The organism is Pelomonas sp. Root1217 (assembly GCF_001425705.1).
Classification (GTDB): Bacteria; Pseudomonadota; Gammaproteobacteria; order Burkholderiales; family Burkholderiaceae_C; genus Pelomonas.
This window is the reverse complement of sequence record NZ_LMDC01000004.1, coordinates 11,719-35,175: the sequence shown is the minus strand read 5'-3', so window position 1 is coordinate 35,175 and position 23,457 is coordinate 11,719. Positions and strand designations below refer to the sequence as shown.

Sequence of the window (23,457 nt, the reverse complement as noted above, 5' to 3'; positions counted from 1 at the left end):
TTTCGCAGCATCGTCAAGTACCTGGCGAAAATTTCTTTTCAGAACTCTCTTCAGCACCCAACGAACTCTCCAGCTCGCCTCTGGGCCTTTCAACCCAGCTCCACCAACCCCACCACAACCACCGCCGTTCCCGACAAGCGCTGCGTTGTGATCAGCGAAGCCCTCGACTGTAGCACAGGAATTTGAGGCGCGAAAGTCCCACCGCATTCATTTGCTGAACCTCCGGCTGTCGCCCTCAATTAGCCCCGTTAGCGCAAGCTCGCACTGCGCGATGCCAAGCGTCCGTGAGCACTAACGATTGCGCAGGACAGTCGTCACGAAAAGGATCATTAGCAATCAGCAGCCGCCTGTCACGCTTCTTCCTGGAAGGCTTCTTCGCGCTTGTTCTTGATGGACGGCAGCATGACGACGACGATCATCAATGCCGCCGCAATCAGGAGCCCGGCGGACAGTGGTCGGGTCAGGAATGTGCTCCAGTCCCCCCGGGCCAGCAGCAGCGCCCTGCGAAGGTTCTCTTCCATCATGGGGCCCAGGATGAAGCCCAACAGCAGCGGCGCTGGCTCGCAGCTCAGCTTGTAGAAGACGTAGCCCAGCAGCGCAAACCCCGCAGTCATATAGACATCAAAGCTGTTGTTGTTCAGCGAGTAGGTCCCTATGCAGCAGAAGACGACGATGGCCGGAAAGAGAAACCGGTAAGGCACCGTCAGCAACTTGATCCAGATGCCGATCAGAGGCAGGTTGAGCACGATCAGCATCAGATTGCCGATCCACATCGATGCGATGAGCCCCCAGAAAAGCTCCGGGTTGCTCGTCATGACCTGAGGGCCTGGCTGAATACCCTTGATGGTCATGGCACCCACCATCAACGCCATCACGGCATTTGGCGGAATACCAAGCGTGAGCATCGGAATGAACGAGGTCTGCGCACCGGCGTTGTTGGCGCTTTCCGGACCGGCGACGCCTTGGATGGCGCCTTTGCCGAAGGGCACGCGAGGATTGCGGACGACTTTCTTTTCCAAGGTGTAGGACGCGAAAGAGGCCAGCAGCGCGCCGCCACCAGGCAACACTCCAAGCACAGCGCCAAGGGCCGTGCCCCGCAGCACCGAAGGCCAGGCCTCCTTGAAGTCTTCCTTCGTCGGCCACAGGCCCTTCACCTCCTTGGTGAAGACCTCGCGATGTTCTTCGGGCTGACCCAGATTGGCGATGATTTCCCCGAAGCCGAACACGCCCATGGCGATAACCACGAAGCCAATGCCATCCGTCAATTCAGGAATATCGAAGGAGAAGCGCGCCGTGCCGGTGATGACGTCGGTGTTGATCTGGCCCAGCAACAGGCCGAGCACGATCATCGCAATGGCCTTGATGAGCGATCCCGACGCGAGCACAACGGCGCCGACCAGGCCGAGCACCATCAGCGAGAAATACTCGGCCGAGCCGAACTTGAAGGCCAACTCGGTCAGCGGCGGTGCGAAGGCCGCGATGATGATGGTGCCTACGCAGCCGGCGAAGAAGCTGCCCAGGCCGGCGGCCGCGAGCGCAGCACCGGCACGGCCGCGGCGGGCCATCTGATAGCCGTCGATGGCCGTCACGACCGAGCTCGACTCACCCGGCACATTGATCAGGATGGCCGTCGTCGAGCCGCCGTATTGAGCGCCGTAGTAGATGCCGGCCAGCATGATCAGGGCTGGCGTGGCGTCCAGCGTGTAGATGGACGGCAGCAGCATCGCGATGGTCGCGACGGGGCCCAGACCGGGCAGCACGCCGATCAGCGTCCCCAGCACCGTCCCGAAGAAGGCGTACATCAGGTTCTGCAGCGTCAGCGCCGTATGGAACCCAAGACCCAGATTGTTCAGCAGGTCCATGGTGCCCCTCAGCCAACGATGTAGATGGGCCAGAGCGGGATGGTCAGCTTCAGGCCAAGGATGAACAGGGCCCAACTGCCGACCGTCAGCACGACACTGCTGATCAACACATCACGCCAGCGGAATTCATTGCCGGCCAGTGCAGACAACGAGATGAGCAACGGCAGTGTGCAGGCCAGCCCCAAGCGGGGCAGCGCGACACCAAAAACCGCGATCGCGGCGACGATGATGAGCAAAGGGCGCCAGGCAATGTCACCGATGGGATCGCCACCTTCTGATTCCAGCGTCAACGCCTTGAACAGCACGAGCCCACCCAACAACGCCAGCAAGATGCCCAGGCCGAAAGGGAAATAACCGGGACCAGGTCGAGCCGAGGTGCCGAAGGAGTATTCCGTCGAGCCCCATGCGAACGCCACGCCCACCACCAGGAACATCAGCCCGGACCAGAAGTCCCGCTGGCTTTTGATCTTCATTGCTTGTCGCCTCCGGCGCGCCGCGGGCGCGCGTTTTCTTGCCGGTGATTCTGGCAGTCGGGTCGAAGCTGCCCGACTGTGGATTACACGTAAGACAGGAGAGACTAGCCTTCCCAGGACGGCGTGCTGCGCAGCACTTCTTCCACCGTCGTCACCCCTTCCGCCACTTTCATCGCACCGGCCAGGCGCAGTGGGCGCAGGCCCTCCTGCATGGCCTGGCGCCGCAGTGCGGTCAGGTCAGAGACCGAAGCCTTGACACCTTCGGAAACGGTCAGCAACTCGTAAAGGCCCGCGCGGCCGCGGAATCCCGTATTGCGGCATTCCAGGCAGCCCACCGGCTTGTAGGGCTTGACGCCACCACCCAGGCGCCAGTGCCGCACCAGCTCATTGAGGTTCTCCCGCGTGACCAGGGGGTCGGGCTGCTTGCAGTGCGGGCACAGCGTACGCACCAGCCGCTGAGCCAGCACACCAATGACCGTGGCGCTGATCAGATAGCCCGGCACACCCAGGTCCATAAGCCGCGTGATGGCCGATACCGAGTCATTGGTATGCAGAGTGCTGAAGACGAGGTGACCCGTCAGGGCGGCCTGGATGGCCATCTCGGCCGTCTCCAGGTCGCGAATCTCGCCGACCATGATGATGTCCGGATCCTGGCGCATCAACGCACGCAGGCCTTCGGCAAAACCGAGATCCAGCACGTTCTGCACCTGGGTCTGGTTGAAGGCCGGCTCGATCATCTCGATAGGGTCTTCGATGGTGCAGACATTGACCTCGTCGGTCGCCAGGCGCTTGAGCGTCGAGTACAGCGTCGTCGTCTTGCCGCTGCCAGTCGGGCCAGTTACCAGGATGATGCCGTGGGGCTGCTTGACCAGGCTCTCCCAGCGGTCGGAGTCGTGCTGGCCGAAGCCCAGGGACGACAGATCCTTGACGGCGGTCTCAGGGTCGAAGATGCGCATGACCATCTTCTCGCCGAAGGCGGTCGGCAGCGTCGACAGCCGCATTTCGACTTCATCGCCGGCTGGATTGCGTGTCTTGATGCGGCCGTCCAGCGGCCGGCGCTTCTCGACGACGTCCATGCGGCCCAGCAACTTGATGCGCGAGGTCATCGCCCCCATCACCGTCGGTGGCAGCTGGTAGACCGTGTGCAGCACACCGTCGATGCGAAAGCGGATGACACCCATCTCGCGGCGCGGCTCAAGGTGGATGTCCGATGCGCGCTGGTCGAAGGCGTATTGCCACAGCCAGTCGACGACCTGCACGACGCCCTGGTCGTTGGCATCGAGCTGCTTGTTGGTCTTACCCAGCTCGACAAGCTGCTCGAAGCTGGCCACCTGGCTCTGCTCGCCCGCCTTGGCCGCGGCGCGCACCGAACGTGCCAGCGTGAAGAATTCGGTCGTGTAACGCGCGATCTCCAGCGGGTTGGCGATGACGAGCTTGATGGGCTTGCGTACATGCGACTCGATCTGCCCGACCCAACCGGTGTCGAAGGGCTCGGATGTCGCGATCGTCACGTCGTTGAGGCCGAACTGCACCGGCAGGCAGCGCTTGGCTTCGGCATAACCGATGGACATCACGTCGCCGACGCGGCCCACGTCCACCTTCAGCGGGTCGATGCGCAGATAGGGCAATTTGGCGCGCACCGCCAGCCATTCGGACAATGCGTCCACATCCAGTGGCTTGCCAGTGGACAGGCGCACCAGCGCGGCGTGGCCCAGGCGAACAAGGGGATGCAGGGCGCTATCGCCGGCCGCGAAGCGCTGCTCCGTGCGCTGCACCTGGCTTTCGTCGATGAGGCCATCCTCCTGCAGCCAATGCAGCAACTGGCGCCATTCCAGGCGGCCTTCAGTCTTCGTAGGGGAAGCCATTGGCTTAGACTTGGTCGACATCGAGGCTCGGCTTCTCAAAGGGCGTTGAGGATGCTCATCGGCAGTGGCCGCACCAGCCTAAGCCATTTGCGGGCCGGCAACTTGAAGCGCGATTCGATATTAGCTGCGCGCTGCTCCAGGATGTCACGGTGTGGCACCTGCACGCCACGCGCCGCGACGACGACGGTGTTGCCTTCCTTGGTGGGCGCCAGGCTCCAGACCTGGTCCGACCCGAAGGCCTTGGCGATACGCAATGCGCTGCGCGCAAAGCTCGCGCTGCGGCCGAACAGATTGACCGTCATCAGACCGCCGTCCGCCAGCACGCCCCGGCAGGCGGCGTAAAAGGCCTCGTCGTCCAGCACGGGCGACGCCGCGTCATGGTCGTAGAGGTCAACGTTCAACACATCCACCGTCTGCAGATTGGCATCGTCGTTGACCCAGGCCGCGGCGTCGCCGTTGACGACGCTCAACCGGGCATCGTTGCCCGGCAGACGGAACCACTGCCGGCAGGCGGCGATGACCTCGGGGTTGATCTCCACCGCCGTCGTGCGCATCTTCAGCTGGCCATGGCAAAAGCGCGTCAGCGCCGCCGCACCCAGGCCGAGTTGCACCGCATGGCCTTCGCCCAGTGCGACCGGGTCCCGCCACAACATCCAGGCGCACATGCGTTGGATGTACTCCAGCTCCAGCTGATCCGGCTTGCGGATACGCATTGCACCTTGCACCCAGATCGAGTCCAGGTGCAGAAAACGCACGCCATCAAATTCGCTCAGCGTCGCCGGGCCCCAGGTCGTTGGCTTGGGCTTCATCGCCCGGCCATCAGCAGTCTTGTCATAGGCGGGATCCTAGGCCACCAGATACGGCGCCAGCCCGGCCCGCCAGGCGGCGATCTTGTCTGCCAGGCTCAGGCCGGCATGCGCTGGGCTCGTCGACGGCAGTCGCAACACGGGCAAGGCCACGTCGCCCAGGGCCAGTAGCGTCTGCCGGTGAGCAAGCGCGCCGTTGCAGGCAATTGCGCGCAACTGTGGCAGCCGGGCGACGAGGTCGACCAAGTCGCTCGGCTCGGCGGCTTCGATGGCCGTGTCCAGGCTGCCCTCGCGCCGGCAGGCGGCCACGGCGTCCCACAGCGCGACCCGGTGGCTACGCAATGCCTGCAGGCGCTCGGCATAGGGCCGCGTTGCCAGATCCGGTTCGCCCAGCAGCGCCGCCAGGACAGGCCAGAAGGCATTGCGCGGATGCGCGTAGTACTGCGCCGCCTGCAGCGAGGCCGCGCCGGGAAAGCTGCCGAGTACCAGCAGACGGGCCCGGGCGTCAAACACCGGCGCAAGGCCGACAAGACGCTCGTTTTCGGGGTTTGGAGGCCTGGCAAACACGGCCGGCAGCTGCGACGATGCGCGGGTTTTCACAGGGAGTGACTCGACATGATGAATACGGAAGCCATCTGGCTGTTTCTCAGCACCCAGGGCGTGGACTTCGGCTTGAAGATTCTCGCGGCCATCGCGGCCTGGGTCGTGGGCCGGTGGCTCATTTCAATCGCACTGCGCGTGTTCTCGGCGGCGCTGGAGCGCGGCAAGCGCATCGACTCGACGCTGGCCACCTATCTGCGCTCCATCCTCAGCGTGCTGCTGAACCTGGTGCTGATCCTCGCGATTCTGGACATCTTCGGCGTCAAGACCACCTCCTTCGCCGCCTTGCTGGCCGGTGCAGGCCTGGCTATTGGCACCGCCTGGGGCGGGCTGCTGACCCACTTCGCGGCCGGCGTCTTCATGCAGGTGCTGCGGCCCTTCAAGGTCGGCGACTTCGTGCAGGCCGGCGGCGTGACCGGCACGGTGACTGAGATCGGCCTCTTTGGCACGACCATCAACACGCCGGACAACGTGCACACCCTCGTCGGCAACAACACCGTGTTTAGCAGCGCCATCCAGAACTATTCGGCACAGGCATTCCGCCGCGTCGACTGCCTGGCCAAGGTCGCCAACAGCGTGGACCCGCTGGACGCCATCGCGCGGCTGCGCCCGGCCATCGCGGCCATTCCCAATGTGCTGGCCAAGCCGGCGCCCGATATCGAGATCCTGCAGTTCACGCCCGAAGGCCCGCTGCTGTGCGTGCGGCCCTACTGCCACACCGACCACTACTGGCAGGTCTACTTCGACACCCACAAGGCCGTCGTCGCGACCTTTGGCGCGGCCGGCTACCCGGTGCCGGAAACGCCCCTCGCGCCGCGCAACCGCTGAAACAGGAGAACCCATGGCTGATTTGACCGCCCGCGTCGCCGGGCTGTGGCGCTACCCCGTCAAGTCATGCGCCGGCGAGGCCGTCGACACCCTGCTGCTGGACGCCGATGGCTGGCCCGTGGGCGACCGCGGCTGGGGCATCGTCGACGCGGGCGGCGAGCTGACCTGGATGGGCGCGCACCCGCGGCTCGCGCTGGTCCACGCCCGGTTGGTGGGCTCGGACCTTGAATTACAGGCCTTGGGCCGGTCGTTGACAGTGCCCGGCGAAGGCGGCGACGCGCTGGACGTGCGCGGCTGGAACGGCGAACGCCAGGACTTCGACGTGCTGCAGGTCTGGGATGCTGGCGAAGACGCTGCCGCGCTGCTGAAGGCGACCACGGGCGAGCCGCTGCGGCTGGTGCGCTTGAGCATCGAGGCACAGCGCCGGCCCATCCTCAATGCACTGCACATCGTCGGCGAGGGTTCGCTGCAGTCCTGGCAGGACGCCATGGCCCAGCCGCTGAACGGGCCGGCACAGCGTGCGCGACCCAATCTGCTGCTCAGCGCCGAAGACGGCGGCGACCTGCCGCCCTTCATCGAGGACATCCTGATCGAGGCCCGCATCGGCGCACTGACGCTTCGCCGCACGACGGTCTGCGTGCGCTGCGTCGTGCCAACGGTGGACCCGGCGAGCGGCGAACCGCAGCCGGTCGTGCTGGACGCCTTGACCCGGCTCAGCGCCGAGCGCGCCCCGGGCGCACCGGTGCAGTTCGGTGTCTATGCGCGTGGCGACGGCGCGGGGACCCTGCGCATCGGCGACCGCGTGGACCTGTCGCTGAATTTCGGCGAGGCCTGATCAGCCCAGCCGTGGCAGCGCGGCGCGCGCGTTGGCGCTGGTGATTGCCGCCGTCTGCTCCAGCGTCCAGCCGCGCAGCTCGGCCAGGCTTTCGGCAATGCGCGGCAGCTCGGCCGACTCGTTGCGCGCCTGGCCTGGGCTGGCTTCACGCTGCTCGGCCGTCTTGTAGAGCCACTGCGGCGGGATGTCCGGCGCATCAGTCTCCATGACCAGCGCCGTATCCGGCACGCTGGCTGCAATGCGGCGGATCTGCAGGGACCGCTCGAAGGTCAGCGTGCCGCCGAAGCCGAGCTTGAAGCCCAGCTCGATGAAGGCTTGCGCCTGCTGCTCGCTGCCATTGAAGGCATGCGCAATGCCGCCCTGCGTGAAGCCGACACGGCGCAGGCCGGCCAGCAGCTTGTCGGCGCTGCGCCGCACATGCAGCAGCACCGGCAGGCCAGCGCGCTTGGCGAGCTTGAGCTGCTCGACGTAGAAATGCTGCTGGGTGTCGGGGTCGATGCCCTCGACGAAATAGTCCAGGCCGATCTCGCCGACGGCGACGAGGCGCGGATCGGCATGATGTGTTTCCAGCGCTTCGGCCAGCTTGTCCAGGTCCCCATCGGCAGCGCCCATCACGCACAGCGGATGGATGCCCAGGGCGTAGGTGAAGTCGTGCTGAATGGCCAGCAGGCGCACCGTGTCGAGGTTGTGCGCATCGACGGCGGGAATGACGATCTGCGCGACGCCCGCGGCCCTGGCACGCGCGACGACAGCGTCGCGGTCAGCGTTGAACTCGGCCGCGTCGAGGTGGCAGTGGGTGTCGATCCACATGCCTTCCCTTGTATCTCAGCGGAAGACGACCGTGCGGTTGCCGTTGAGCAACACCCGGTGCTCAGCGTGCCACTGGATGGCCCGCGCCAGGGCCACGCATTCCATGTCGCGGCCGATGCCCACGAGCTGCTCGGGCGGCATGCTGTGGTCGATGCGGGCGACTTCCTGCTCGATGATCGGGCCCTCGTCGAGGTCGCTGGTCACGTAATGGGCCGTCGCGCCGATCAGCTTGACGCCGCGCTCGTAAGCCTGGTGGTAGGGTTTGGCGCCCTTGAAGCTGGGCAGGAAGCTGTGGTGGATGTTGATGGCACGGCCGCTCAGGTCGCGGCACAGCTCCGGCGACAGGATTTGCATGTAGCGCGCCAGCACGACGAGGTCGATCTGGTTGTCGGCGATGACTTCGCGGATCTTGGCTTCCTGCGCTGCCTTTTGGGCGTCGGTGGCACCGAGCAGCGGGAAGTGGTGGAAGGGAATGTTGTGCGAGGCCGCGAGCTGGTAGAAGTCGCGGTGGTTGGAGACGATGGCCGGAATCTCGACGTTCAGGTGCCCCGTCTGCACACGGAACAGCAGGTCGTTCAGGCAGTGGCCGAGCTTGGACACCAGCAGCAGCAAGCGGGTCTTGCGGCTGCGCGCCACCAGCCCCCAGTCCATGCCGAACTCTTCGGCCAGCGGCATGAAGGCGCCTCGCAAGGCGGTCTCGTCGTTGTGGGCCTCGAACTCGATGCGCATGAAGAAGCGCGCATGGTCAGCGTCGCCATGCTGGTGGGAGGTCAGGATGTTGCCGCCTTCGCGCAGCAGCACGCCGGTGACGGCATGCACGATGCCGGCGCGGTCGGGGCACGAAAGCTTGAGGATGAATCGCGGGGTCATGCGGTCGTTGCAGTGGCTTGGAACTGGCCCGCCACCAACAGCAGCTGCCGGTCGCAGCGCGCCGCCAGGTCGCGGTCGTGGGTGACGAGAACGAAGGCGGTGCCGGACTCGCGAGCGCGCTCCAGCATCAGCTCGAAGACGACCGCGGCGGTGTCGCGGTCCAGGTTGCCGGTGGGCTCGTCGGCCAACACGCAGGCCGGGCGCGTGACGAGGGCCCGGGCGATGGCCACGCGCTGGCGTTCGCCGCCCGACAGCTCGGACGGACGGTGCTGCACGCGCTCCTTCAAGCCGACGCGGGCTAGCATCTCGGCAGCCGTTTCGCGCGCCTGAGCAGGCGTCTGGCGGCGAATGCGCAGCGGCATGGCGACGTTGTCCAGCGCCGAGAACTCCGGCAGCAGGTGGTGGAACTGGTAGACGAAACCCAGGTGCTGGTTGCGCCAGCGGCCGCGCTCGGCCTCGTCCATGCTGGCAAGCGCCCGGCCCATCAGCGTGACGCCACCCGAGGTCGGTGAATCCAGGCCGCCGAGCAGGTGCAGCAGCGTGCTCTTGCCCGAGCCGGAGGCGCCGACGATGGCCAGGGTCTCACCGCGCGCGACGCTCAGATCCACGCCCTTGAGCACGGTGACGTCCAGGCCGCCTTCGCTGAAGCGGCGCGTCAAGCCGGTCGCATTCAACACCAGGTCATTCATAGCGCAGCGCCTCGGCGGGTTGCACACGGCTGGCGCGCCAGCTCGGGTAGAGGGTGGCGACGAAGGACAACAGCAGGGACACGAGGGCGATGGGCACGATGTCGCCACGCTGCGGGTCGCTCGGCATCTGGCTGATGACGTAGATGCTGCCGGGCAGGAAACTGACGTTGAGCAGATGCTCGATGGCCGGCACGATGACGTCGATATTGCAGGCCACTAGCAGCCCCAGGCCCACGCCAGACAGCGTGCCGATGACGCCGGCCACCGCGCCCTGCACGATGAACACGCCCATGATGGAGCGCGGGCTGGCGCCGAGCGTGCGCAGGATGGCGATGTCGCTCTGCTTGTCGGTCACGGTCATCACCAGGGTGGAAACAAGGTTGAAGGCGGCCACCGCGACGATCAGCGTCAGGATGATGCTCATCAGGCGCTTCTCGATCTGCACGGCGTCGAACCAGTTGGCATTGGCCCGGGTCCAGTCGCGTACGAGGATGTCGGGGCCCATGAGGGCCTTCAGTTCGCCAGCGACGCGGCGGGCGTCGTGGACGTCACGCAGCTTGAGCTGCACGCCTGTCGGGCCACCGGTGCGGTAGAGCTTGGCCGCGTCGTCGATGTGGATCAGGGCCAGGCCTGAGTCGTATTCATAGTGGCCGGCGCTGAAGGTGCCGACCACATTGAAGCTTCGGTATCGCGGCGAGGCGCCCATCGGCGTGACCTGGGCGCCGGGCGCGACGACCGTGATCTTGTCGCCCACACCCACGCCCAGCTGGCGTGCCAGCTCCGCGCCCAGCACGATGTTCCAGGCACCGGGCTGCAGTTGGGCGAAGACGCCGTCCTTGAGCTGTGCACCCAGGCCGGTGACCGTCGCTTCCTCCGCCGGCGAGATGCCACGGATGATGGCGCCACGCATGTCCTCGCCGCGCGCGATCAGGCTCTGGCTGGCGACAAACGGCGCCGCCCCCATCACCTCGGGGTTCTGTCTTGCCTTGGCCGCCGTGGCCTGCCAGTCCGGCAGCGCCTGGCCGCTGTACTCCAGCAGCTCGATGTGAGCGATGACGTTGAGCATGCGGTCGCGCACTTCCTTCTGGAAGCCGTTCATCACCGACAGCACGATGATCAGCGCCGCTACGCCCAGCGCGATGCCCAGGATGGACACGCTCGAGATGAAGCTGATGAAGCGGTTGCGCCGCCCACCGCGGCCGGCGCGCGTGTAGCGCCAGCCGACCTGGAGTTCAAACGGCAGGGTCATGGGGCTTTGCAAAGGCGTACGGCATGGGGCCGGGATGGTAACTGGCAGGCCGTGGCGAGAATGGCACCCGCCCTCTTCTGGAATCGCGATGAAGCCCTTGTCTGTCCTGCCGCCAGCCTGTCTTCTGACATTCGCCCTGGCCACCCCGGCCGCGGCCACTCCCGAGCTCGTCATCCTGGTACGCCACGCCGAGCGCGCCACCGAGCCCGCGGGCGACCCGGCCCTGACGCCGGCCGGCGAGCAGCGCGCCCTGGCCCTGGCGCAGGCGCTGGCCGGCTTGCGCGTGAACAGCATCCTGACGACGCAGTTCCGCCGCACGCGCGACACCGCCGCACCGCTGGCCAAGGCGCTGGGCCTGCAGCCGCGCGTCGTGGACGCCAAGGGCGCCGCCCATGTGCAGGCGGTGGCGGACGCGGTGCGCGCCCAGACCGGCGTGGTCCTGGTCGTCGGCCACAGCAACACCGTCACGGCCGTGCTGGCGGCACTCGGCGGCCCGAAACTGGCGGACCTGTGCGAGACGAGCTTTCATCACGCCTTCTTGCTGCAGCCAGCAACCGAGCCGCCGCGCTGGGCGCAGTTCAGCTATGGCGCGCCAAGCGGAGCGCCCGAAGCGAACTGTCTCTAGTGCAGCATCTGCTCCACCTCGGCCGCCGGGTCGCCGGTGGCGGCGATCTTGGCGGCGAGCAGGTCCAGGTCCAGATGCAGGTGCTCGATCAGCTCGGGCACGGCCACCTTCAGCGCATGCACGGGCTCGTCATGGTGCTCGGCGGCATCCGCCAGCACCTCGGCCACGTGCAGCACGGCAGCGATCAGCGAAAAGGGGCGGATCTCCAGCGGCGTGTTGGCGTCCTTGAAGGCCTCCACCATCGCCTGCGGGAAATGCCAGTGCGCAGCCAGCGACGCGGTCACGTCGGCGTGGGTGCAACCGAAGCGGTGCTCCTCCAGCGAAAAGCGGCTGCCGGGTTCGGCGGCGTGGGTCTCTACGTCGGCCACCAGATGGGGCTCGTCCAGGGCCATCAGCAGCTGGCCTGTGCGCAGCATCAGCCCGGCCAGATAGGCGGTGTCGGTGGTCGTTTCGTCGGCCCCCAGCATGCGGGCGAGGATGCGCGCGTAGTTGGCGGTCGCCACACTGTGGCGCCAGAAGGTGGCGCGGTCCAGGCCCCGGACCTTGGGGAAAGCGCCGCTCAGGCAGGCGGCCATGGCGAGGTTGCGCAGCGTCTCCAGGCCCAGCGCATGGGCGGCGTCAATGACGGTGGCGATCTGGTGCGCGGGGCTGTAGTGCGCTGTGTTCGCCAGGCGCAGCACCTTGGCGGTCAGCGCGGCGTCCTTCTCGATCAGCGCGGCGATCTGCGAAATGCCGACGTTGTCGTCGTCGAAGCTCTTCAAGAGCCGCGAGGCCACCTCGGGCATGGTCGGCAGGGCGTTGTGCCTGACGAAGAAACGTTCGGCCGCTGCACTCATCTTTGACCTCCGGGGCGATGACAGTCGGGCCAGTCTAGGACGAAGGCCACGGCCCCGCCATGGACTTCACCTCCCCTAAACGATCAGCAATGCGCGGAAGTCATTCACATTCGTGAAGCTCGGCCCCGGGGCGAGCAGGTCGCCCAGCGGCGCGAAGAAGCTGGCGCTGTCGTGCGCGTCCAGCAGGGCCTGCGGATTGAGCCCCAGGGCGCGGGCGCGGCCCAGGCTGCTGGGAGTCAGCAAGGCACCGGCATGGGGGCCAACACCGTCGATGCCGTCGGTGTCGGCGGCCAGCGCATAGACGCCGGGCTCGCACTGCAGGGCCAGCGCACAGCCGAGCAGGAATTCGGTGGCGCGGCCACCCTGGCCGGAGGGTCGGGTCGGGTTAACGGTCACCGTCGTCTCGCCGCCGGACAGGATCACGCAGGGCCTGGCAAAGGGCTCGCCGCGGCGCACGACAGCGCGAGCCAGCGCCGCATGCATGCCGCCGACCACGCGCGACTCGCCTTCGATCTCGTCGCTGAGGATGTAGGCGGCAATGCCCTGCTCGCGGGCAAAGGCCGCGGCCGCCTCCAGGCTCACTTGCGGCGTGGACAGCATGACGAGTGCATGGCCAGCTAGGGCGAAGTCGCCGGGCTTGGGCGTCTCGAAGGCGCCCGACGCGAGTCCGGCGCGGGCCGCGGAGGGCAGTTCAATCTTGTAGCGCCGGCAGATGGCCAGCGCGTCAGCGCAAGTGGTCGGGTCGGCCACCGTCGGGCCAGAGGCGATGACGGCCGGGTCGTCGCCGGGTACGTCGCTGATCGCCAGCGTCAGCACGCGCGCCGGCGCGCAGGCGGCGGCCAGACGCCCACCCTTGATCGCGGACAGATGCTTGCGCACGCAGTTCATCTCGTCGATGGCCGCGCCGCTGTTCAGCAGGGCGCGGTTGATCGCTTGCTTGTCGGCCAGCGTCAGGCCGGGGGCGGGCAGGCTCATCAATGCGGAGCCGCCGCCGGAGATCAGGCAGATGACCAGGTCGTCGGCAGTCAGCCCGCGGGTCAGGGCCAGCAGCTTCTCGCTGGCGGACAGGCCGGCGGCGTCGGGCACGGGATGCGCCGCCTCGACGACCTGCAGCCGGCGTGGCTTGTAGCCGGGCGGCACATGGCCGTAGCGGGTGATGACGAGGCCCGACAGCTTGGCGTCAGCTGGCCACGCAGCCTCCAGCGCCTGGGCCATGGAACCGCCCGCCTTGCCCGCGCCAAGCACAAGGGTGCGGCCCTTGGGCGGCGGCGGCAAATGCGCCGCCAGCACCCGCCCGGGCAGCGCCCGCGCGACGGCCACGTCATAGAGCTGCCGCAGCAGTGCGCGCGGGTCCGGACTCATGCCAGGCTCATGGCTGCTGAGCCCAACGGCCAATCAACGCACGCTCTTCTTCCGTCAGGCCGGTCGCGTTGTTCAGCGGCATGGCGCGCTGCACGATGACCTGCTGGTAGATCTGGGCCTTGTGGGCGCTCAAGCCCTCCGCTGAATCCAGCCGCACGCCCTTTTGCGCCACCTCGCCGGTATGGCAGGCAAGGCAGCGCTGGGCGGCAATCGCCTGCACCTGCTCCAGCGTGACCGGCGCGGCCGCGGCGGCCTGCGGCGCGGGCGCCATCCTGACGATGAGCCCGCCGATGAGCAGCGCTGCCAAGCCTAGCGAATCCCAGCTGTTCACGCCCTTGTGCCGCTTCACGAAGAAGATGCGGATCGACACGCCCGCGGCCATCAACACGCACAGCACCAGCCAGTTGTCCGGCCGTTGGTACAGCATGCCGTAGTGGTTGCTGAGCATCGCGACCAGCACCGGCAGGCCGAAATAGGTGTTGTGGACGCTGCGCTGCTTGCCGCGCTGGCCGTAGATGGGGTCGGGCTTCTGGCCGGCGCGCATCTGTGCGATGACCTTCTTCTGGCCCGGGATGATCCAGTGCGCGACGTTGGCCGTCATCATGGTGGCCAGCGTCGCGCCGACGATCAGAAAGGCCGCCCGGCCGGCAAAGAGATGACAGGCCAGCCAGCTCTCCAGCGCGATAAAGGCCGCCACGACGGCCATCACGCGGCCGTCATGGCCGATCTGCCCATCCTTGGTGCGGCCCAGGGCCTGGCAGGCGATGTCATAGACGGCCGAGCCGACGACCAGGAAGCCCAGCGCCGCCGCCACAGCCTGCCAGGGCGCGCTCCAGGCATGGACACGCGGGTCGATCAGCATCTGGTTGGCATTGCACAGGTAGAGCACGACGAAGAGCGCAAAACCGCTCATCCACGTCCAGTAGCTCTCCCAATAGAACCAGTGCAAGTCCTGCGGCAGGTTGCCCGGCGCCACCATGTACTTCTGCGGGTTGTAGAAGCCGCCGCCGTGCACGGCCCAGAGTTCTCCGTCCACGCCCTTGGCCTTGAGGTCATCAGCAGTCGGCTTGACGAGGTGGTTGTCCAGCCAGACGAAGTAGAAGGACGCGCCGATCCAGGCGATGACGGTGATGACGTGCAGCCAGCGCAGCAGCAGGCTGGCCCAGTCGAGGAGGTAGATATCCATGAGCGGTGGTGTTCTCGCACGGCCCCACCACGGCGGGTGCTGTGGGGCCCAGGGGTCGCGTCAGCGGGCGTTTCCGTTGCCCGACACCGCTGCGACAGGGCCGCAGTGTATGCAGCAGCGGCAGGCTTGGTGTCAGCCCTTCTTGAACCCGACGTAGGCGACGCCGATCACTGCGCCGCGGCCGTCCTTGATCGGGCTGTAGCAGGCGTCGAACCGTTTACCCAGCACTTCCACTTCCCCGCTGAAGGCCTGGCCCCGGCTGATCGTCTCGTAGGCCTTGGCCCGCGCCAGCGGCGTGCCCACGCCGCGTGTGCCCTCGGGCGTGAGCACATTGGTGCTGATGCGCACGAACTCGTCGCCGGACTTCACGAACACCGTGGCCGTGGCGCCGGTCTTCCTCTTGATGTCGTCCACCAGTTCGTAATCGTTGTTCAGCTTGCGCGCGCCGAAGTAGAGGCCGGGCACCTGCTTGCCGCCTGATGTTTCAGTGCCCCGCAGCTCAGCCGCGCCGAGCTGGGCCAGGCGCGCCTGCATGTCGGCAATGAGGGCCTGGGGGTTGCCGGCCGTGTGCAGGCGGAAGAACGCGACGGCGCCGACGAGTTGCTGCGCCTGATCGCGCAGGCTTTCCGCGGCGGCGGCGCTCTGCTCCACCAGCGCAGCGTTCTGCTGCGTGCTGCGGTCCATCTGGACGACGGATTCGCCCACGTCGTTCACGTGCCTGGCCTGCACGGCGCCAGCGGCGCTGATCTCGTTGACGATGCGGTCCACCTTCTGAATGGCATCCACCACCTGCTGCATCGTCTCGCCCGCGCCGTCCACCTGCCGCGATCCCTGCTGCACCCGCTCGCCGCTGTCGGCGATGAGCTGCTTGATCTCCTTGGCCGCGCTGGCGCTGCGTTGCGCAAGGCCGCGCACTTCGCCGGCGACAACCGCAAAGCCTCGGCCCTGCTCACCCGCGCGAGCCGCCTCCACTGCGGCATTGAGCGCCAGGATGTTGGTCTGGAAGGCGATGCCGTCGATGACGCTGATGATCTCGGCGATACGTGCCGAGCCGTGGCTGATGGCCTGCATGGTGTCCACCACCCCGCCCACCACGGCACCGCCGCGCTCGGCCACGCCGCAAGCGGTCGTGGCCACGCTGCTGGCATCGCGCGCATGGTCCGCACCGAGCAGCACCTGCTGGCGCAGCGTCTCCATCGCGCCAGCCGTGCGCTGCAACTCCGCGGCCTGCAACTCGGTGCGGTGGGAGAGGTCGGTGTTGCCGGTGGCGATTTCCGCGCTGGCCATGGCCACGCTCTCGGCGCCCTCGCGCACCTGGGCGACAACCGTGATGAGCCGCTGCTGCATCTGCGCCAGACCCGCCATCACGCTGGCCTGGTCGCCGGGTTTGACGGGCACGTGGTGGGTCAGGTCACCTTGGGCAACATATTGCAGTTGCTGCGCCACGACGCGCGGCTCGCCGCCCAGCTCGCGCAGCAGCGCACGCGACAGCACGACGGCCAGCGCCACGACGGACAGCAGGCTGGTGACGAGCAGGCTCCAGATGAGTGCCTGCCCCAGCGATTGCAGCGCCGCCACGCCGAGTGCCACGGTCAGCACGACCAGCCAGCCAAAGGCCAACCCAAGCTTTTGCGCGGTCGACAGCCCGGCCCGCTTCTCGTTCAACGCCATGTCAATTCTTCGTGCACACGCCCACCGCAGCGGGCGCCGCCGCCGGCGTCGAAAGAACGGGTTGGGCCATCAAAATCTCCGTGTCGGGGCGCATGAGTGCAAACAGCAAAAAATGATCCTGCAGCGTAGGGGTATTGGCTGCCTCCGAAGGTCTCGAAAGCTCGACGCCGGTGTTGTAACTCCGCGTGCCGCGATTTCGTTCACGGCAATGCAAGAACCTGTGCCAACACCGCAACTGCGATGACTGTCGGCTGCTTGCCGGCCACGCCGCGCACCCCGATGGGGCAGACGACCCGAGCCAGGTCGGCCTCCGTGAATCCGCGGGCCTCCAACCGCTGACGGAAGCTCGCCCATTTGGTGCGGCTGCCGATCATGCCGATAAAGGCCAGGTCGCCCCGCTCGCGCTGGCGCTTCAGGCAGGCGGCAATGATCTCGAAGTCCTCGGCATGGTTGTGGGTCATGACGAGGGCGGCCGAGCCGGATGCGAGGTCGCCCACAGCATCGGCTGGTGGGTCGCAGATCTCCTGGCGCCAGCCGTTCGCGGGCGGCTCTACAGGAAACTGATCCTCGCGGCTGTCGATCCAGTGCAGTGCCAGCGGCAACTCGCGGGCGATATGGGCGATGGCCAGGCCGACGTGGCCGGCGCCGAACAGCGCCAGGGGGCGCAGCGATCGCAGGGGCAGTCGGGCGGCCAGATCCTCGCCCACAGTGATGCGCTCGAAGCGCAACCAGACCACGCCGCCGCAGCATTGACCCAGGCTCGGCCCAAGGGGGTAGCGCACCTCGTCGGCCAGCTCGCTGCCAGCCAGCGCGGCTCGTGCCCGGGCAATAGCGTCGAATTCCAGATGGCCGCCGCCGACCGTCCCGCTGATGCCATCTGCAGCCACCGTCATCCAGGCGCCCACCTCGCGCGGCACGCTTCCGGTGAAGCGGGCAACGGTGACGAGGATGCAAGCAGATTCAGGCACGCTTGGCCTTTCTCTTCATCCGCAGACGCTTGAAGCGCAGGAATACACCCAAGCCCAATACGGCCAACGCACCACCCAGCATGAATCTGCCGAAAGCCGCAGCGACAGCACCACCACTCCACAGGCCGAACATCGCCAGCCCATCGACAAGCCCATAGAGGCCATCGCCGAGACCTTCGACCCAGCGGGAGCGCTTTGGTGAAGGTTCAGCTGCCACGGTAGGTCGAGTAAGCCCACGGCGAGGCCAGCAGCGGCACGTGATAGTGGCTGTCCTCATCAGCGATACCGAAGTCCAGCGGCACTTCATCCAGGAATGCCGGCTCCGGCAAGGTTTGGCCGCGGCCGCGGAAATAGGCTGCCAGCTCGAAGACCAGGCGGTAGCGCCCGGCGGTGAAGGTTGCACCGTCCAGCAGCGGGCCGTCGGCGCGGCCGTCCCCATTCAGGTGCAGGCTGCGCAGCCATTTGGGGCCTTCGGCGTCAAAGCGGTACAGGCGCACGGCCATGCCGGCGGCCGGGCAGCCGTTGGCGGTGTCGAGAACATGTGTTGTGAGCTTGCCCATGGAATCTCCATCGATTGATGCAAAGTGTAGGGATGAGCACGCCCCACCCGCCCCGGTATCCCCGCGACCTCGTCGGCTACGGCGAGAACCCGCCGCACGCGCAATGGCCCGGCGGCGCCCGGGTGGCCGTGCAGTTCGTCCTCAACTACGAAGAGGGCGGCGAGAACTCCGTGCTGCATGGCGACGCCGGCAGCGAGCAGTTCCTGTCCGAGATGGCCAACCCGCCCAGCTTCCCGGCGCGGCACCTGAGCATGGAAGGCATCTACGAATACGGCTCGCGCGTGGGCGTGTGGCGGCTGCTGAAGGAGTTCGAGCAGCGCGCGCTGCCGCTGACCATCTTCGGCGTCGGCATGGCGCTGGAGCGCCACCCGGACGTGACCCAGGCCTTTGTCGAACTGGACCATGAGATCGCCTCCCACGGCTGGCGCTGGGTGCACTACCAGAACATCGACGAAGACACCGAGCGTGCCCACATGGCCCAGGCGATGGCCAGCCTCAAGCGCCTGACCCTGGGCCGCGACCCGCACGGCCTGGGCTGGTACACCGGCCGCGACAGCCCCAACACCCGCCGCCTGGTGGCCGATTTCGGCGGCTTCGACTACGACAGCGACTACTACGGCGACGACCTGCCCTTCTGGCTGCAGGTCAGGAAGACCAATGGCGAGCTGGCGCCGCACCTCGTCGTGCCCTACACGCTGGACTGCAACGACATGCGCTTCGCCCTGCCCCAGGGCTTCAGCCATGGTGAGCCCTTCTTCGAATACCTGCGTGACAGCTTCGACGTGCTCTATGCCGAGGGCGCCGACAGCCCGAAGATGATGAGCATCGGCATGCACTGCCGCCTGCTCGGCCGCCCGGGCCGCATGCGGGCCCTGCAGAAGTTCCTGGACCACATCGAGGCGCATGACCGCGTCTGGGTCTGCCGGCGGCTGGACATCGCGCGACACTGGAAAGCCGTTCACCCCTTTGACGCCAAGACGGCCTTCGTCTGGGAGTAATGGCCCACCCCCTACGCGCTTCGCGCGCCCCCTCAAGGGGGCGGCACCAGTCGCCCGGCAAAGCCGGATCGACGGTGCCCGCTGGGTCACACTCAGGATCCGGCCCACGCCGAGCACCCGACCGCCATGCCATTGACCATTGAACAGCTGAACGCCGCCGGCGTGACCCAATTCGTCGCCCTGCTGGACGGCACCTACGAACACTCGCCGTGGATCGCCGAGCGCGCGGCGGTGGCGCGCCCCTTCAAGACGCTGGCTGCGCTGAAGGTCGCGCTGGCCCGTGTCGTACGCGAAGCGACGGTGGATGAACAGCTCGGCCTGATCCGCGCCCACCCCGAGCTGGCCGGCAAGGCCGCCGTCGCCGGCAAGCTGACGGCGGAGTCGACGAATGAGCAGCAGAAGGCCGGGCTGACGGCCTGCACGCCCGAGGAGTTCGAGAAGCTCCAACTGCTCAATGCGAAGTACAACGAGCGGTTTGGCTTTCCCTTCATCCTGGCGGTGCGCGGGCCGCGTGGCACCGGCTTCACGCGTGCCGAGATCATCGCGACCTTCGAGCGGCGGCTGCGCGCCCACCCCGACCTGGAGCGCGCCGAGTGCCTGCGCCAGATCCATCGCATCGCGGAGATCCGACTCAACGACAAGTTCGGCGTTCGACCTGAACTGGGCGAGCAGCTGTGGGACTGGGGCGCCCAGTTGGCCGTTCACAGCGAGGCCGAGGACTTTCTGACCTGCACCTACGCCACGCCCACGCACACCGCCGTCGCCGAGCAGCTGATGACATGGATGCGCGACTGCGGCTTTGACGAGGTCAGCCGCGATGCGGTCGGCAATGTCGTGGGCGTCTACAACGGCACGGGCGCCGACAAGCGGTTGCTGACTGGCAGCCACTACGACACCGTGCGCCGCGCCGGCCGCTTCGATGGGCGGCTGGGCATCTTTGTGCCCATGCTGGCCGTGCGAGAGCTGCATCGCGCCGGCAAGCGTTTGGCCTTTGGCCTCGAGGTGGTGGGCTTCTCCGAGGAAGAGGGTCAACGCTACCCGGCAGACTTTCTCGGCTCAAGCGCGCTGATCGGTGCCTTCCAACCCGCCTGGCTGGATCAGACCGATGCGGCTGGCATCCCGCTGCGGGATGCGATGCAGGCCGCCGGGCTACCGGGCACGGCGCAGGCTATCCAGGCGGTCAAGCGCGACGCGTCACGCTACCTCGGCTTTGTCGAAGTCCACATCGAGCAAGGCCCGGTCCTCGACAGCCTGGACCTGCCCTTGGGCATCGTCACCAGCATCAACGGCAGCCGCCGCTACACCGGCGAGATCGTCGGCCTGGCCAGCCATGCCGGCACAACGCCCATGGGCCAGCGGCGGGACGCGGCGGCGGGGGTGGCCGAGCTGATCCTGTTCACGGAACAGCGGGCCGCAACTGTGCCGGACGTTGTCGGCACGGTCGGCATGCTGGAAGTGCCCTCGGGCTCCATCAACGTCATCCCGGGCCGCTGCCGTTTCAGCCTCGACCTGCGCGCGACGACCGACTCAGCCCGCGACGCACTCGACGCCGACGTGCGCGCCAGGCTCGACGAGATCTGCCAGCGCCGCGGCTTGAGCTTCACGCTGCAGCCTACGTTGGCCGCCAATGCCGCGCCAAGTGATCCGGCCTGGCGGTCGCGCTGGGAAGTCGCAGTCACCGAGCTCGGCCTGCCCATCCACCGCCTGCCCTCGGGCGCCGGCCATGACGCGATGAAGATGCATGAGCTGCTGCCTCAGGCCATGCTGTTCGTGCGTGGTGGCAACGGCGGGATCAGCCACAACCCGCTGGAGTCTGTGACGGCGGATGACGCCGACCTGTCCGTCCGGGCGTTTGAACGTTTGCTCGATACCTTATGACTCAGAACCGCATTGATGATTGGATCAGCGAGAACTTCGACAACGAAGTTCGCTTCCTCCAAGCCCTCGTCCGCATCCCCACCGACACCCCGCCCGGCAACAACGCGCCGCATGCCTACCGCACGGCCGAGCTGCTGGCGGAACTGGGCTTCGAGGCAGAGAAGCACACCGTGCCCGCCGCCGAGGTGCATGCGGCCGGCATGCAGTCCGTCACCAACCTGATCGTGCGCCATCGCTTCAGCGAGGACGGCCCCACCATCGCGCTCAACGCCCACGGCGACGTGGTGCCCCCGGGCGAAGGTTGGACGCATGAACCGTACGGCGCCGAGATCGTCGACGGCAAGCTCTATGGCCGCGCGTCGGCCGTCAGCAAGAGCGACTTCGCGACCTACACCTTCGCGCTGCTGGCTCTGAAGAACTCGGGCCTGCCCCTGAAGGGCGCCGTCGAGCTGCACTTCACCTACGACGAGGAGTTCGGCGGTGAGTTGGGCCCCGGCTGGCTGCTCAAGCACGGCCTGACCCAACCCGACTACCTGATCGCCGCCGGCTTCAGCTACCAGGTCGTCACCGCCCACAACGGCTGCCTGCAGATGGAGGTGACGCTGCATGGCCTGGCCTCGCACGCGGCCTATCCGGAAACGGGCATCGACGCGCTGCAGGCCGCCAACAAGTTGCTGGCGACCCTGTACGCCCACAACGACGTGCTGAAGATGCGCCGCTCCGAGGTGGCCGGCATCACCCACCCCTACCTGAACGTCGGCCGCATCGAAGGCGGCAGCAACACCAATGTCGTGCCCGGCAAGGTCGTCATCAAGCTGGACCGCCGCATGATTCCCGAGGAAGACCCGGCCGCGGTGGAGGCCGAGGTGCGCGCGCTGATCGAAAACACGGTCGCCCAGAGCCCCGGCATCAAGCTCGACATCAAGCGCCTGCTGCTGGCCCACTCGATGAAGCCCCTGCCCGGCGCCGCGCCGCTGGTGGCCGCGCTGCAGAAGCACGGTGAGGCCGTGTTCGGCGAACCCATCCCGACCTCGGGCACCCCGCTGTACACCGACGTGCGCTTGTACACCGCCCACGGCATCCCGGCCGCCATCTACGGCGCCGGGCCGCGCACGGTGCTGGAGAGCAACGCGAAGCGCGCGGACGAACACCTGGTGCTGGACGACCTCAAGCGCGCGACCCAGGTGGTGGCACGTGCGCTGGCCGAGCTGCTAGCGGGCTGAGTGCAGCAGCTGCTGGCGCTCGGCCAGCTCCGCCGGGGCGAACGGGCTCCAGCCGGGCTTGTCGGCGTAGATGCGGTACAGCGCCGCGAGGTTGGCGCGCAGCATCGCGTCGTCGGGTGCCAATGCGAGTGCCCCCAGCAGCCGCTGGCCCAGTCGCTGGGCAGCTGCAGGGCCGGCCGGCACACCGTCGAGCGCTGACACGGCGGCGAGGTTGGCGGCGGCAGCGGAGCCCGGCAGGCGCTCCCTGGCCTTGGCGAACTGGGCGGCGGCCTCGCGGCGGTCGCCCTGAGTCCAGGCGATATGGCCGCGCAGCGCGGCGGCCAGCCCCCAGGCGGCGGGGGCCTGATCGGCCGGCACGGCGGCTTCATAGCGCGCCAGTGCCGCGGTGGCAAAAGCCGCCAGCCCGCGGTCTTCCTGGTTGACCAGCCCATCACGCACCTGCAGCCTCAACCAGCCGGCCAGGCCCAGCGCGTAGTCCAGTTCAGGCAGCCAGCGCGACAGCGACCAGTCGGGGATGTCGTCGCCGCTGCGCGCGCGCACCCAACCCGCTGGCAGGCCCTGCCGCATGGGCGTCAGGCGCAGCCAGTCGCCCCGTTGCTCGGTGATCCAGTAAGGCAGACCTTGGCGCGGTGAACTGGGCAGGGCCGCGCCCGGCGAAGCGGCGTCCGGCGTGTCGTGCACACGCAGCGCGTCGCGGCAGGCGGCATCGATGCGTGCCAGGTCGGCCAGGGAGATGCGCCGCGGCGCGAAGGCCAGGGCTTGCATGGGCAAGCCGGCCTGCAGCTCGGCGCCACCCCAGTTCAGGCTCAGGCGTTCGGGCACCAGGCCTGCCCGGCCCTGGCGCGCGAAGCGGACATAGGTCTGCACGAAGAGTTCGCCGTCCTGCTCGAAGAGCCGGCCCCAGATCACGACCACGGCCTGGCCGGGCGCCAGCGTGCCGCCTTCCACACCGTCGCGGCTGACGCGTGTCAACACCTCATCGACGTCGCAGATGGCACCGGACTCACCCACCAGGTCCACCGCGCCGATGGAGCCCAGCGGCAGCATGCCCATCAGCAGCTGCAGGTGGGCCAGCGACGAGATCTGCCGGCCCGCCGCCTGTAGCCTGGCGGCGCCCACATCGACACGCCAGGGCAGCACCAAGGCATTGACCGTCGCACCGCGAAAGACGACGGGGTCGGAACAGGAGCGGCTGAACATGCCGGCCCGCGCCGGTGCGGCCATTGCCAGGGCCAGAAGAAAGATCAGCAGGATGCGCCGCAT

Annotated in this window: 24 protein-coding genes; 8 read left to right on the top strand and 16 right to left on the bottom strand. The window is 67.5% G+C overall.

What is annotated here, in order from left to right; all coding sequences use genetic code 11:
- A partial coding sequence (locus ASC95_RS31780) for a hypothetical protein (RefSeq protein WP_235537809.1) occupies positions 1-186 on the top strand: 186 nt, incomplete at its 5' end.
- A 164-nt stretch (positions 187-350) separates the two neighbouring features.
- Here ASC95_RS31780 and ASC95_RS08230 read toward each other — a convergent pair.
- The 5 genes from ASC95_RS08230 to ASC95_RS08210 form a co-directional block, all read right to left on the bottom strand.
- A complete protein-coding gene (locus ASC95_RS08230) occupies positions 351-1,862 on the bottom strand; it encodes a tripartite tricarboxylate transporter permease (RefSeq protein ID WP_057297284.1) in 1,512 nt (503 codons plus the stop codon).
- 8 nt (positions 1,863-1,870) lie between these two features.
- On the bottom strand, positions 1,871-2,335 hold the full coding sequence (locus tag ASC95_RS08225) for a tripartite tricarboxylate transporter TctB family protein (RefSeq protein WP_057297283.1): 465 nt from the start codon (positions 2,333-2,335) through the stop codon (positions 1,871-1,873).
- A 104-nt stretch (positions 2,336-2,439) separates the two neighbouring features.
- Complete coding sequence (locus ASC95_RS08220) at positions 2,440-4,200, bottom strand: GspE/PulE family protein (protein ID WP_057297282.1); 1,761 nt, start codon at positions 4,198-4,200, stop codon at positions 2,440-2,442.
- A 35-nt stretch (positions 4,201-4,235) separates the two neighbouring features.
- Positions 4,236-5,009, bottom strand: a complete 774-nt coding sequence (locus ASC95_RS08215) for a spermidine synthase (protein WP_057297281.1) — start codon at positions 5,007-5,009, stop codon at positions 4,236-4,238.
- A 36-nt stretch (positions 5,010-5,045) separates the two neighbouring features.
- Entirely contained in the window at positions 5,046-5,519 is a 474-nt protein-coding gene (locus ASC95_RS08210; RefSeq protein ID WP_235537807.1) for a DNA-deoxyinosine glycosylase, read from the bottom strand.
- Positions 5,520-5,624: 105 nt separating this feature from the next.
- Between ASC95_RS08210 and ASC95_RS08205 the strand changes: the two genes are divergently transcribed.
- Together ASC95_RS08205 and ASC95_RS08200 are read left to right on the top strand one after the other, a co-directional pair.
- Positions 5,625-6,434, top strand: coding sequence for a mechanosensitive ion channel family protein (locus ASC95_RS08205; RefSeq protein ID WP_056193115.1), 810 nt, complete (start codon positions 5,625-5,627; stop codon positions 6,432-6,434).
- 13 nt (positions 6,435-6,447) lie between these two features.
- Positions 6,448-7,269 (top strand): MOSC domain-containing protein, encoded by an 822-nt coding sequence (locus ASC95_RS08200; RefSeq protein WP_057297280.1) that lies wholly within the window; start codon positions 6,448-6,450, stop codon positions 7,267-7,269.
- Here the strand turns inward: ASC95_RS08200 and ASC95_RS08195 are convergent, their stop codons facing one another.
- The 4 genes from ASC95_RS08195 to ASC95_RS08180 are packed head-to-tail and all read right to left on the bottom strand — an operon-like array spanning position 7,270 to position 10,887.
- Complete coding sequence (locus tag ASC95_RS08195) at positions 7,270-8,079, bottom strand: TatD family hydrolase (protein WP_057297279.1); 810 nt, start codon at positions 8,077-8,079, stop codon at positions 7,270-7,272.
- A gap of 15 nt (positions 8,080-8,094) precedes the next feature.
- Positions 8,095-8,949 carry a formyltetrahydrofolate deformylase gene (purU, locus tag ASC95_RS08190; RefSeq protein WP_057297278.1) on the bottom strand — a complete coding sequence of 285 codons (855 nt, stop codon included), beginning with the start codon at positions 8,947-8,949 and terminating at the stop codon, positions 8,095-8,097.
- Positions 8,946-9,638, bottom strand: a complete 693-nt coding sequence (gene lolD / locus ASC95_RS08185) for a lipoprotein-releasing ABC transporter ATP-binding protein LolD (RefSeq protein ID WP_057297277.1) — start codon at positions 9,636-9,638, stop codon at positions 8,946-8,948. The genes purU and lolD overlap by 4 nt, the downstream gene beginning before the upstream one ends.
- Positions 9,631-10,887, bottom strand: a complete 1,257-nt coding sequence (locus tag ASC95_RS08180; RefSeq protein WP_057297276.1) for a lipoprotein-releasing ABC transporter permease subunit — start codon at positions 10,885-10,887, stop codon at positions 9,631-9,633. Before ASC95_RS08180 ends, lolD begins: the two co-directional genes overlap by 8 nt.
- Before the next feature lie 88 nt (positions 10,888-10,975).
- Here ASC95_RS08180 and ASC95_RS08175 point away from each other — a divergent pair, with 88 nt between their 5' ends.
- Positions 10,976-11,512 carry a histidine phosphatase family protein gene (locus tag ASC95_RS08175; RefSeq protein WP_057297275.1) on the top strand — a complete coding sequence of 179 codons (537 nt, stop codon included), beginning with the start codon at positions 10,976-10,978 and terminating at the stop codon, positions 11,510-11,512.
- Here the strand turns inward: ASC95_RS08175 and ASC95_RS08170 are convergent.
- The 5 genes from ASC95_RS08170 to xdhC all read right to left on the bottom strand — a co-directional run bounded on the left by ASC95_RS08170 (position 11,509) and on the right by xdhC (position 17,535).
- Positions 11,509-12,348, bottom strand: a complete 840-nt coding sequence (locus ASC95_RS08170; RefSeq protein WP_057297274.1) for an HDOD domain-containing protein — start codon at positions 12,346-12,348, stop codon at positions 11,509-11,511. The two genes, ASC95_RS08175 and ASC95_RS08170, sit on opposite strands and share 4 nt — an antisense overlap.
- Before the next feature lie 75 nt (positions 12,349-12,423).
- Entirely contained in the window at positions 12,424-13,710 is a 1,287-nt protein-coding gene (locus tag ASC95_RS08165; protein WP_057297273.1) for a glycerate kinase, read from the bottom strand.
- Positions 13,711-13,717: 7 nt separating this feature from the next.
- On the bottom strand, positions 13,718-14,896 hold the full coding sequence (locus ASC95_RS08160) for a urate hydroxylase PuuD (RefSeq protein ID WP_057297272.1): 1,179 nt from the start codon (positions 14,894-14,896) through the stop codon (positions 13,718-13,720).
- A 132-nt stretch (positions 14,897-15,028) separates the two neighbouring features.
- Positions 15,029-16,567 (bottom strand): methyl-accepting chemotaxis protein, encoded by a 1,539-nt coding sequence (locus ASC95_RS08155; RefSeq protein WP_057297271.1) that lies wholly within the window; start codon positions 16,565-16,567, stop codon positions 15,029-15,031.
- Between the two features lie 200 nt (positions 16,568-16,767).
- Positions 16,768-17,535: a xanthine dehydrogenase accessory protein XdhC gene (xdhC, locus tag ASC95_RS08150; protein WP_057297270.1), complete on the bottom strand. Its 768-nt coding sequence runs from the start codon at positions 17,533-17,535 to the stop codon at positions 16,768-16,770.
- On the opposite strand from xdhC, the gene ASC95_RS31775 reads away from it, so the two are divergent.
- Positions 17,516-17,737: a hypothetical protein gene (locus ASC95_RS31775; protein ID WP_157256020.1), complete on the top strand. Its 222-nt coding sequence runs from the start codon at positions 17,516-17,518 to the stop codon at positions 17,735-17,737. The two genes, xdhC and ASC95_RS31775, sit on opposite strands and share 20 nt — an antisense overlap.
- Before the next feature lie 4 nt (positions 17,738-17,741).
- Here ASC95_RS31775 and uraH read toward each other — a convergent pair whose 3' ends face one another.
- Positions 17,742-18,095, bottom strand: a complete 354-nt coding sequence (gene uraH, locus ASC95_RS08145; protein WP_057297269.1) for a hydroxyisourate hydrolase — start codon at positions 18,093-18,095, stop codon at positions 17,742-17,744.
- Between the two features lie 32 nt (positions 18,096-18,127).
- Here uraH and puuE point away from each other — a divergent pair, with 32 nt between their 5' ends.
- The 3 genes from puuE (at position 18,128) to ASC95_RS08130 (ending at position 22,194) form a co-directional block, all read left to right on the top strand.
- Entirely contained in the window at positions 18,128-19,093 is a 966-nt protein-coding gene (gene puuE / locus ASC95_RS08140; RefSeq protein WP_057297268.1) for an allantoinase PuuE, read from the top strand.
- Between the two features lie 126 nt (positions 19,094-19,219).
- Entirely contained in the window at positions 19,220-20,971 is a 1,752-nt protein-coding gene (uraD, locus tag ASC95_RS08135; protein ID WP_057297267.1) for a 2-oxo-4-hydroxy-4-carboxy-5-ureidoimidazoline decarboxylase, read from the top strand.
- Positions 20,968-22,194, top strand: a complete 1,227-nt coding sequence (locus ASC95_RS08130) for a M20/M25/M40 family metallo-hydrolase (RefSeq protein ID WP_057297266.1) — start codon at positions 20,968-20,970, stop codon at positions 22,192-22,194. Before uraD ends, ASC95_RS08130 begins: the two co-directional genes overlap by 4 nt.
- Here the strand turns inward: ASC95_RS08130 and ASC95_RS08125 are convergent.
- On the bottom strand, positions 22,183-23,457 hold the full coding sequence (locus ASC95_RS08125) for a hypothetical protein (protein ID WP_057297265.1): 1,275 nt from the start codon (positions 23,455-23,457) through the stop codon (positions 22,183-22,185). The genes ASC95_RS08130 and ASC95_RS08125 overlap by 12 nt on opposite strands.

What these genes read in the sequence shown, in the direction of transcription:
- ASC95_RS08225 (WP_057297283.1), bottom strand. Translation starts at nt 2,335, where the DNA reads ATGAAGATCAAAAGCCAGCGGGACTTCTGGTCCGGGCTGATGTTCCTG.
- purU (WP_057297278.1), bottom strand. Translation starts at nt 8,949, where the DNA reads ATGACCCCGCGATTCATCCTCAAGCTTTCGTGCCCCGACCGCGCCGGC.
- ASC95_RS08165 (WP_057297273.1), bottom strand. Translation starts at nt 13,710, where the DNA reads ATGAGTCCGGACCCGCGCGCACTGCTGCGGCAGCTCTATGACGTGGCC.
- ASC95_RS08180 (WP_057297276.1), bottom strand. Translation starts at nt 10,887, where the DNA reads ATGACCCTGCCGTTTGAACTCCAGGTCGGCTGGCGCTACACGCGCGCC.
- uraD (WP_057297267.1), top strand. Translation starts at nt 19,220, where the DNA reads ATGCCATTGACCATTGAACAGCTGAACGCCGCCGGCGTGACCCAATTC.
- ASC95_RS08125 (WP_057297265.1), bottom strand. Translation starts at nt 23,457, where the DNA reads ATGCGGCGCATCCTGCTGATCTTTCTTCTGGCCCTGGCAATGGCCGCA.
- uraH (WP_057297269.1), bottom strand. Translation starts at nt 18,095, where the DNA reads ATGGGCAAGCTCACAACACATGTTCTCGACACCGCCAACGGCTGCCCG.
- ASC95_RS08230 (WP_057297284.1), bottom strand. Translation starts at nt 1,862, where the DNA reads ATGGACCTGCTGAACAATCTGGGTCTTGGGTTCCATACGGCGCTGACG.
- ASC95_RS08170 (WP_057297274.1), bottom strand. Translation starts at nt 12,348, where the DNA reads ATGAGTGCAGCGGCCGAACGTTTCTTCGTCAGGCACAACGCCCTGCCG.
- ASC95_RS08205 (WP_056193115.1), top strand. Translation starts at nt 5,625, where the DNA reads ATGAATACGGAAGCCATCTGGCTGTTTCTCAGCACCCAGGGCGTGGAC.
- ASC95_RS08215 (WP_057297281.1), bottom strand. Translation starts at nt 5,009, where the DNA reads ATGAAGCCCAAGCCAACGACCTGGGGCCCGGCGACGCTGAGCGAATTT.
- ASC95_RS08200 (WP_057297280.1), top strand. Translation starts at nt 6,448, where the DNA reads ATGGCTGATTTGACCGCCCGCGTCGCCGGGCTGTGGCGCTACCCCGTC.
- ASC95_RS08220 (WP_057297282.1), bottom strand. Translation starts at nt 4,200, where the DNA reads ATGGCTTCCCCTACGAAGACTGAAGGCCGCCTGGAATGGCGCCAGTTG.
- ASC95_RS08155 (WP_057297271.1), bottom strand. Translation starts at nt 16,567, where the DNA reads ATGGCGTTGAACGAGAAGCGGGCCGGGCTGTCGACCGCGCAAAAGCTT.
- ASC95_RS31775 (WP_157256020.1), top strand. Translation starts at nt 17,516, where the DNA reads ATGCAAGCAGATTCAGGCACGCTTGGCCTTTCTCTTCATCCGCAGACG.
- ASC95_RS08130 (WP_057297266.1), top strand. Translation starts at nt 20,968, where the DNA reads ATGACTCAGAACCGCATTGATGATTGGATCAGCGAGAACTTCGACAAC.
- ASC95_RS08195 (WP_057297279.1), bottom strand. Translation starts at nt 8,079, where the DNA reads ATGTGGATCGACACCCACTGCCACCTCGACGCGGCCGAGTTCAACGCT.
- puuE (WP_057297268.1), top strand. Translation starts at nt 18,128, where the DNA reads ATGAGCACGCCCCACCCGCCCCGGTATCCCCGCGACCTCGTCGGCTAC.
- lolD (WP_057297277.1), bottom strand. Translation starts at nt 9,638, where the DNA reads ATGAATGACCTGGTGTTGAATGCGACCGGCTTGACGCGCCGCTTCAGC.
- ASC95_RS08160 (WP_057297272.1), bottom strand. Translation starts at nt 14,896, where the DNA reads ATGGATATCTACCTCCTCGACTGGGCCAGCCTGCTGCTGCGCTGGCTG.
- ASC95_RS08175 (WP_057297275.1), top strand. Translation starts at nt 10,976, where the DNA reads ATGAAGCCCTTGTCTGTCCTGCCGCCAGCCTGTCTTCTGACATTCGCC.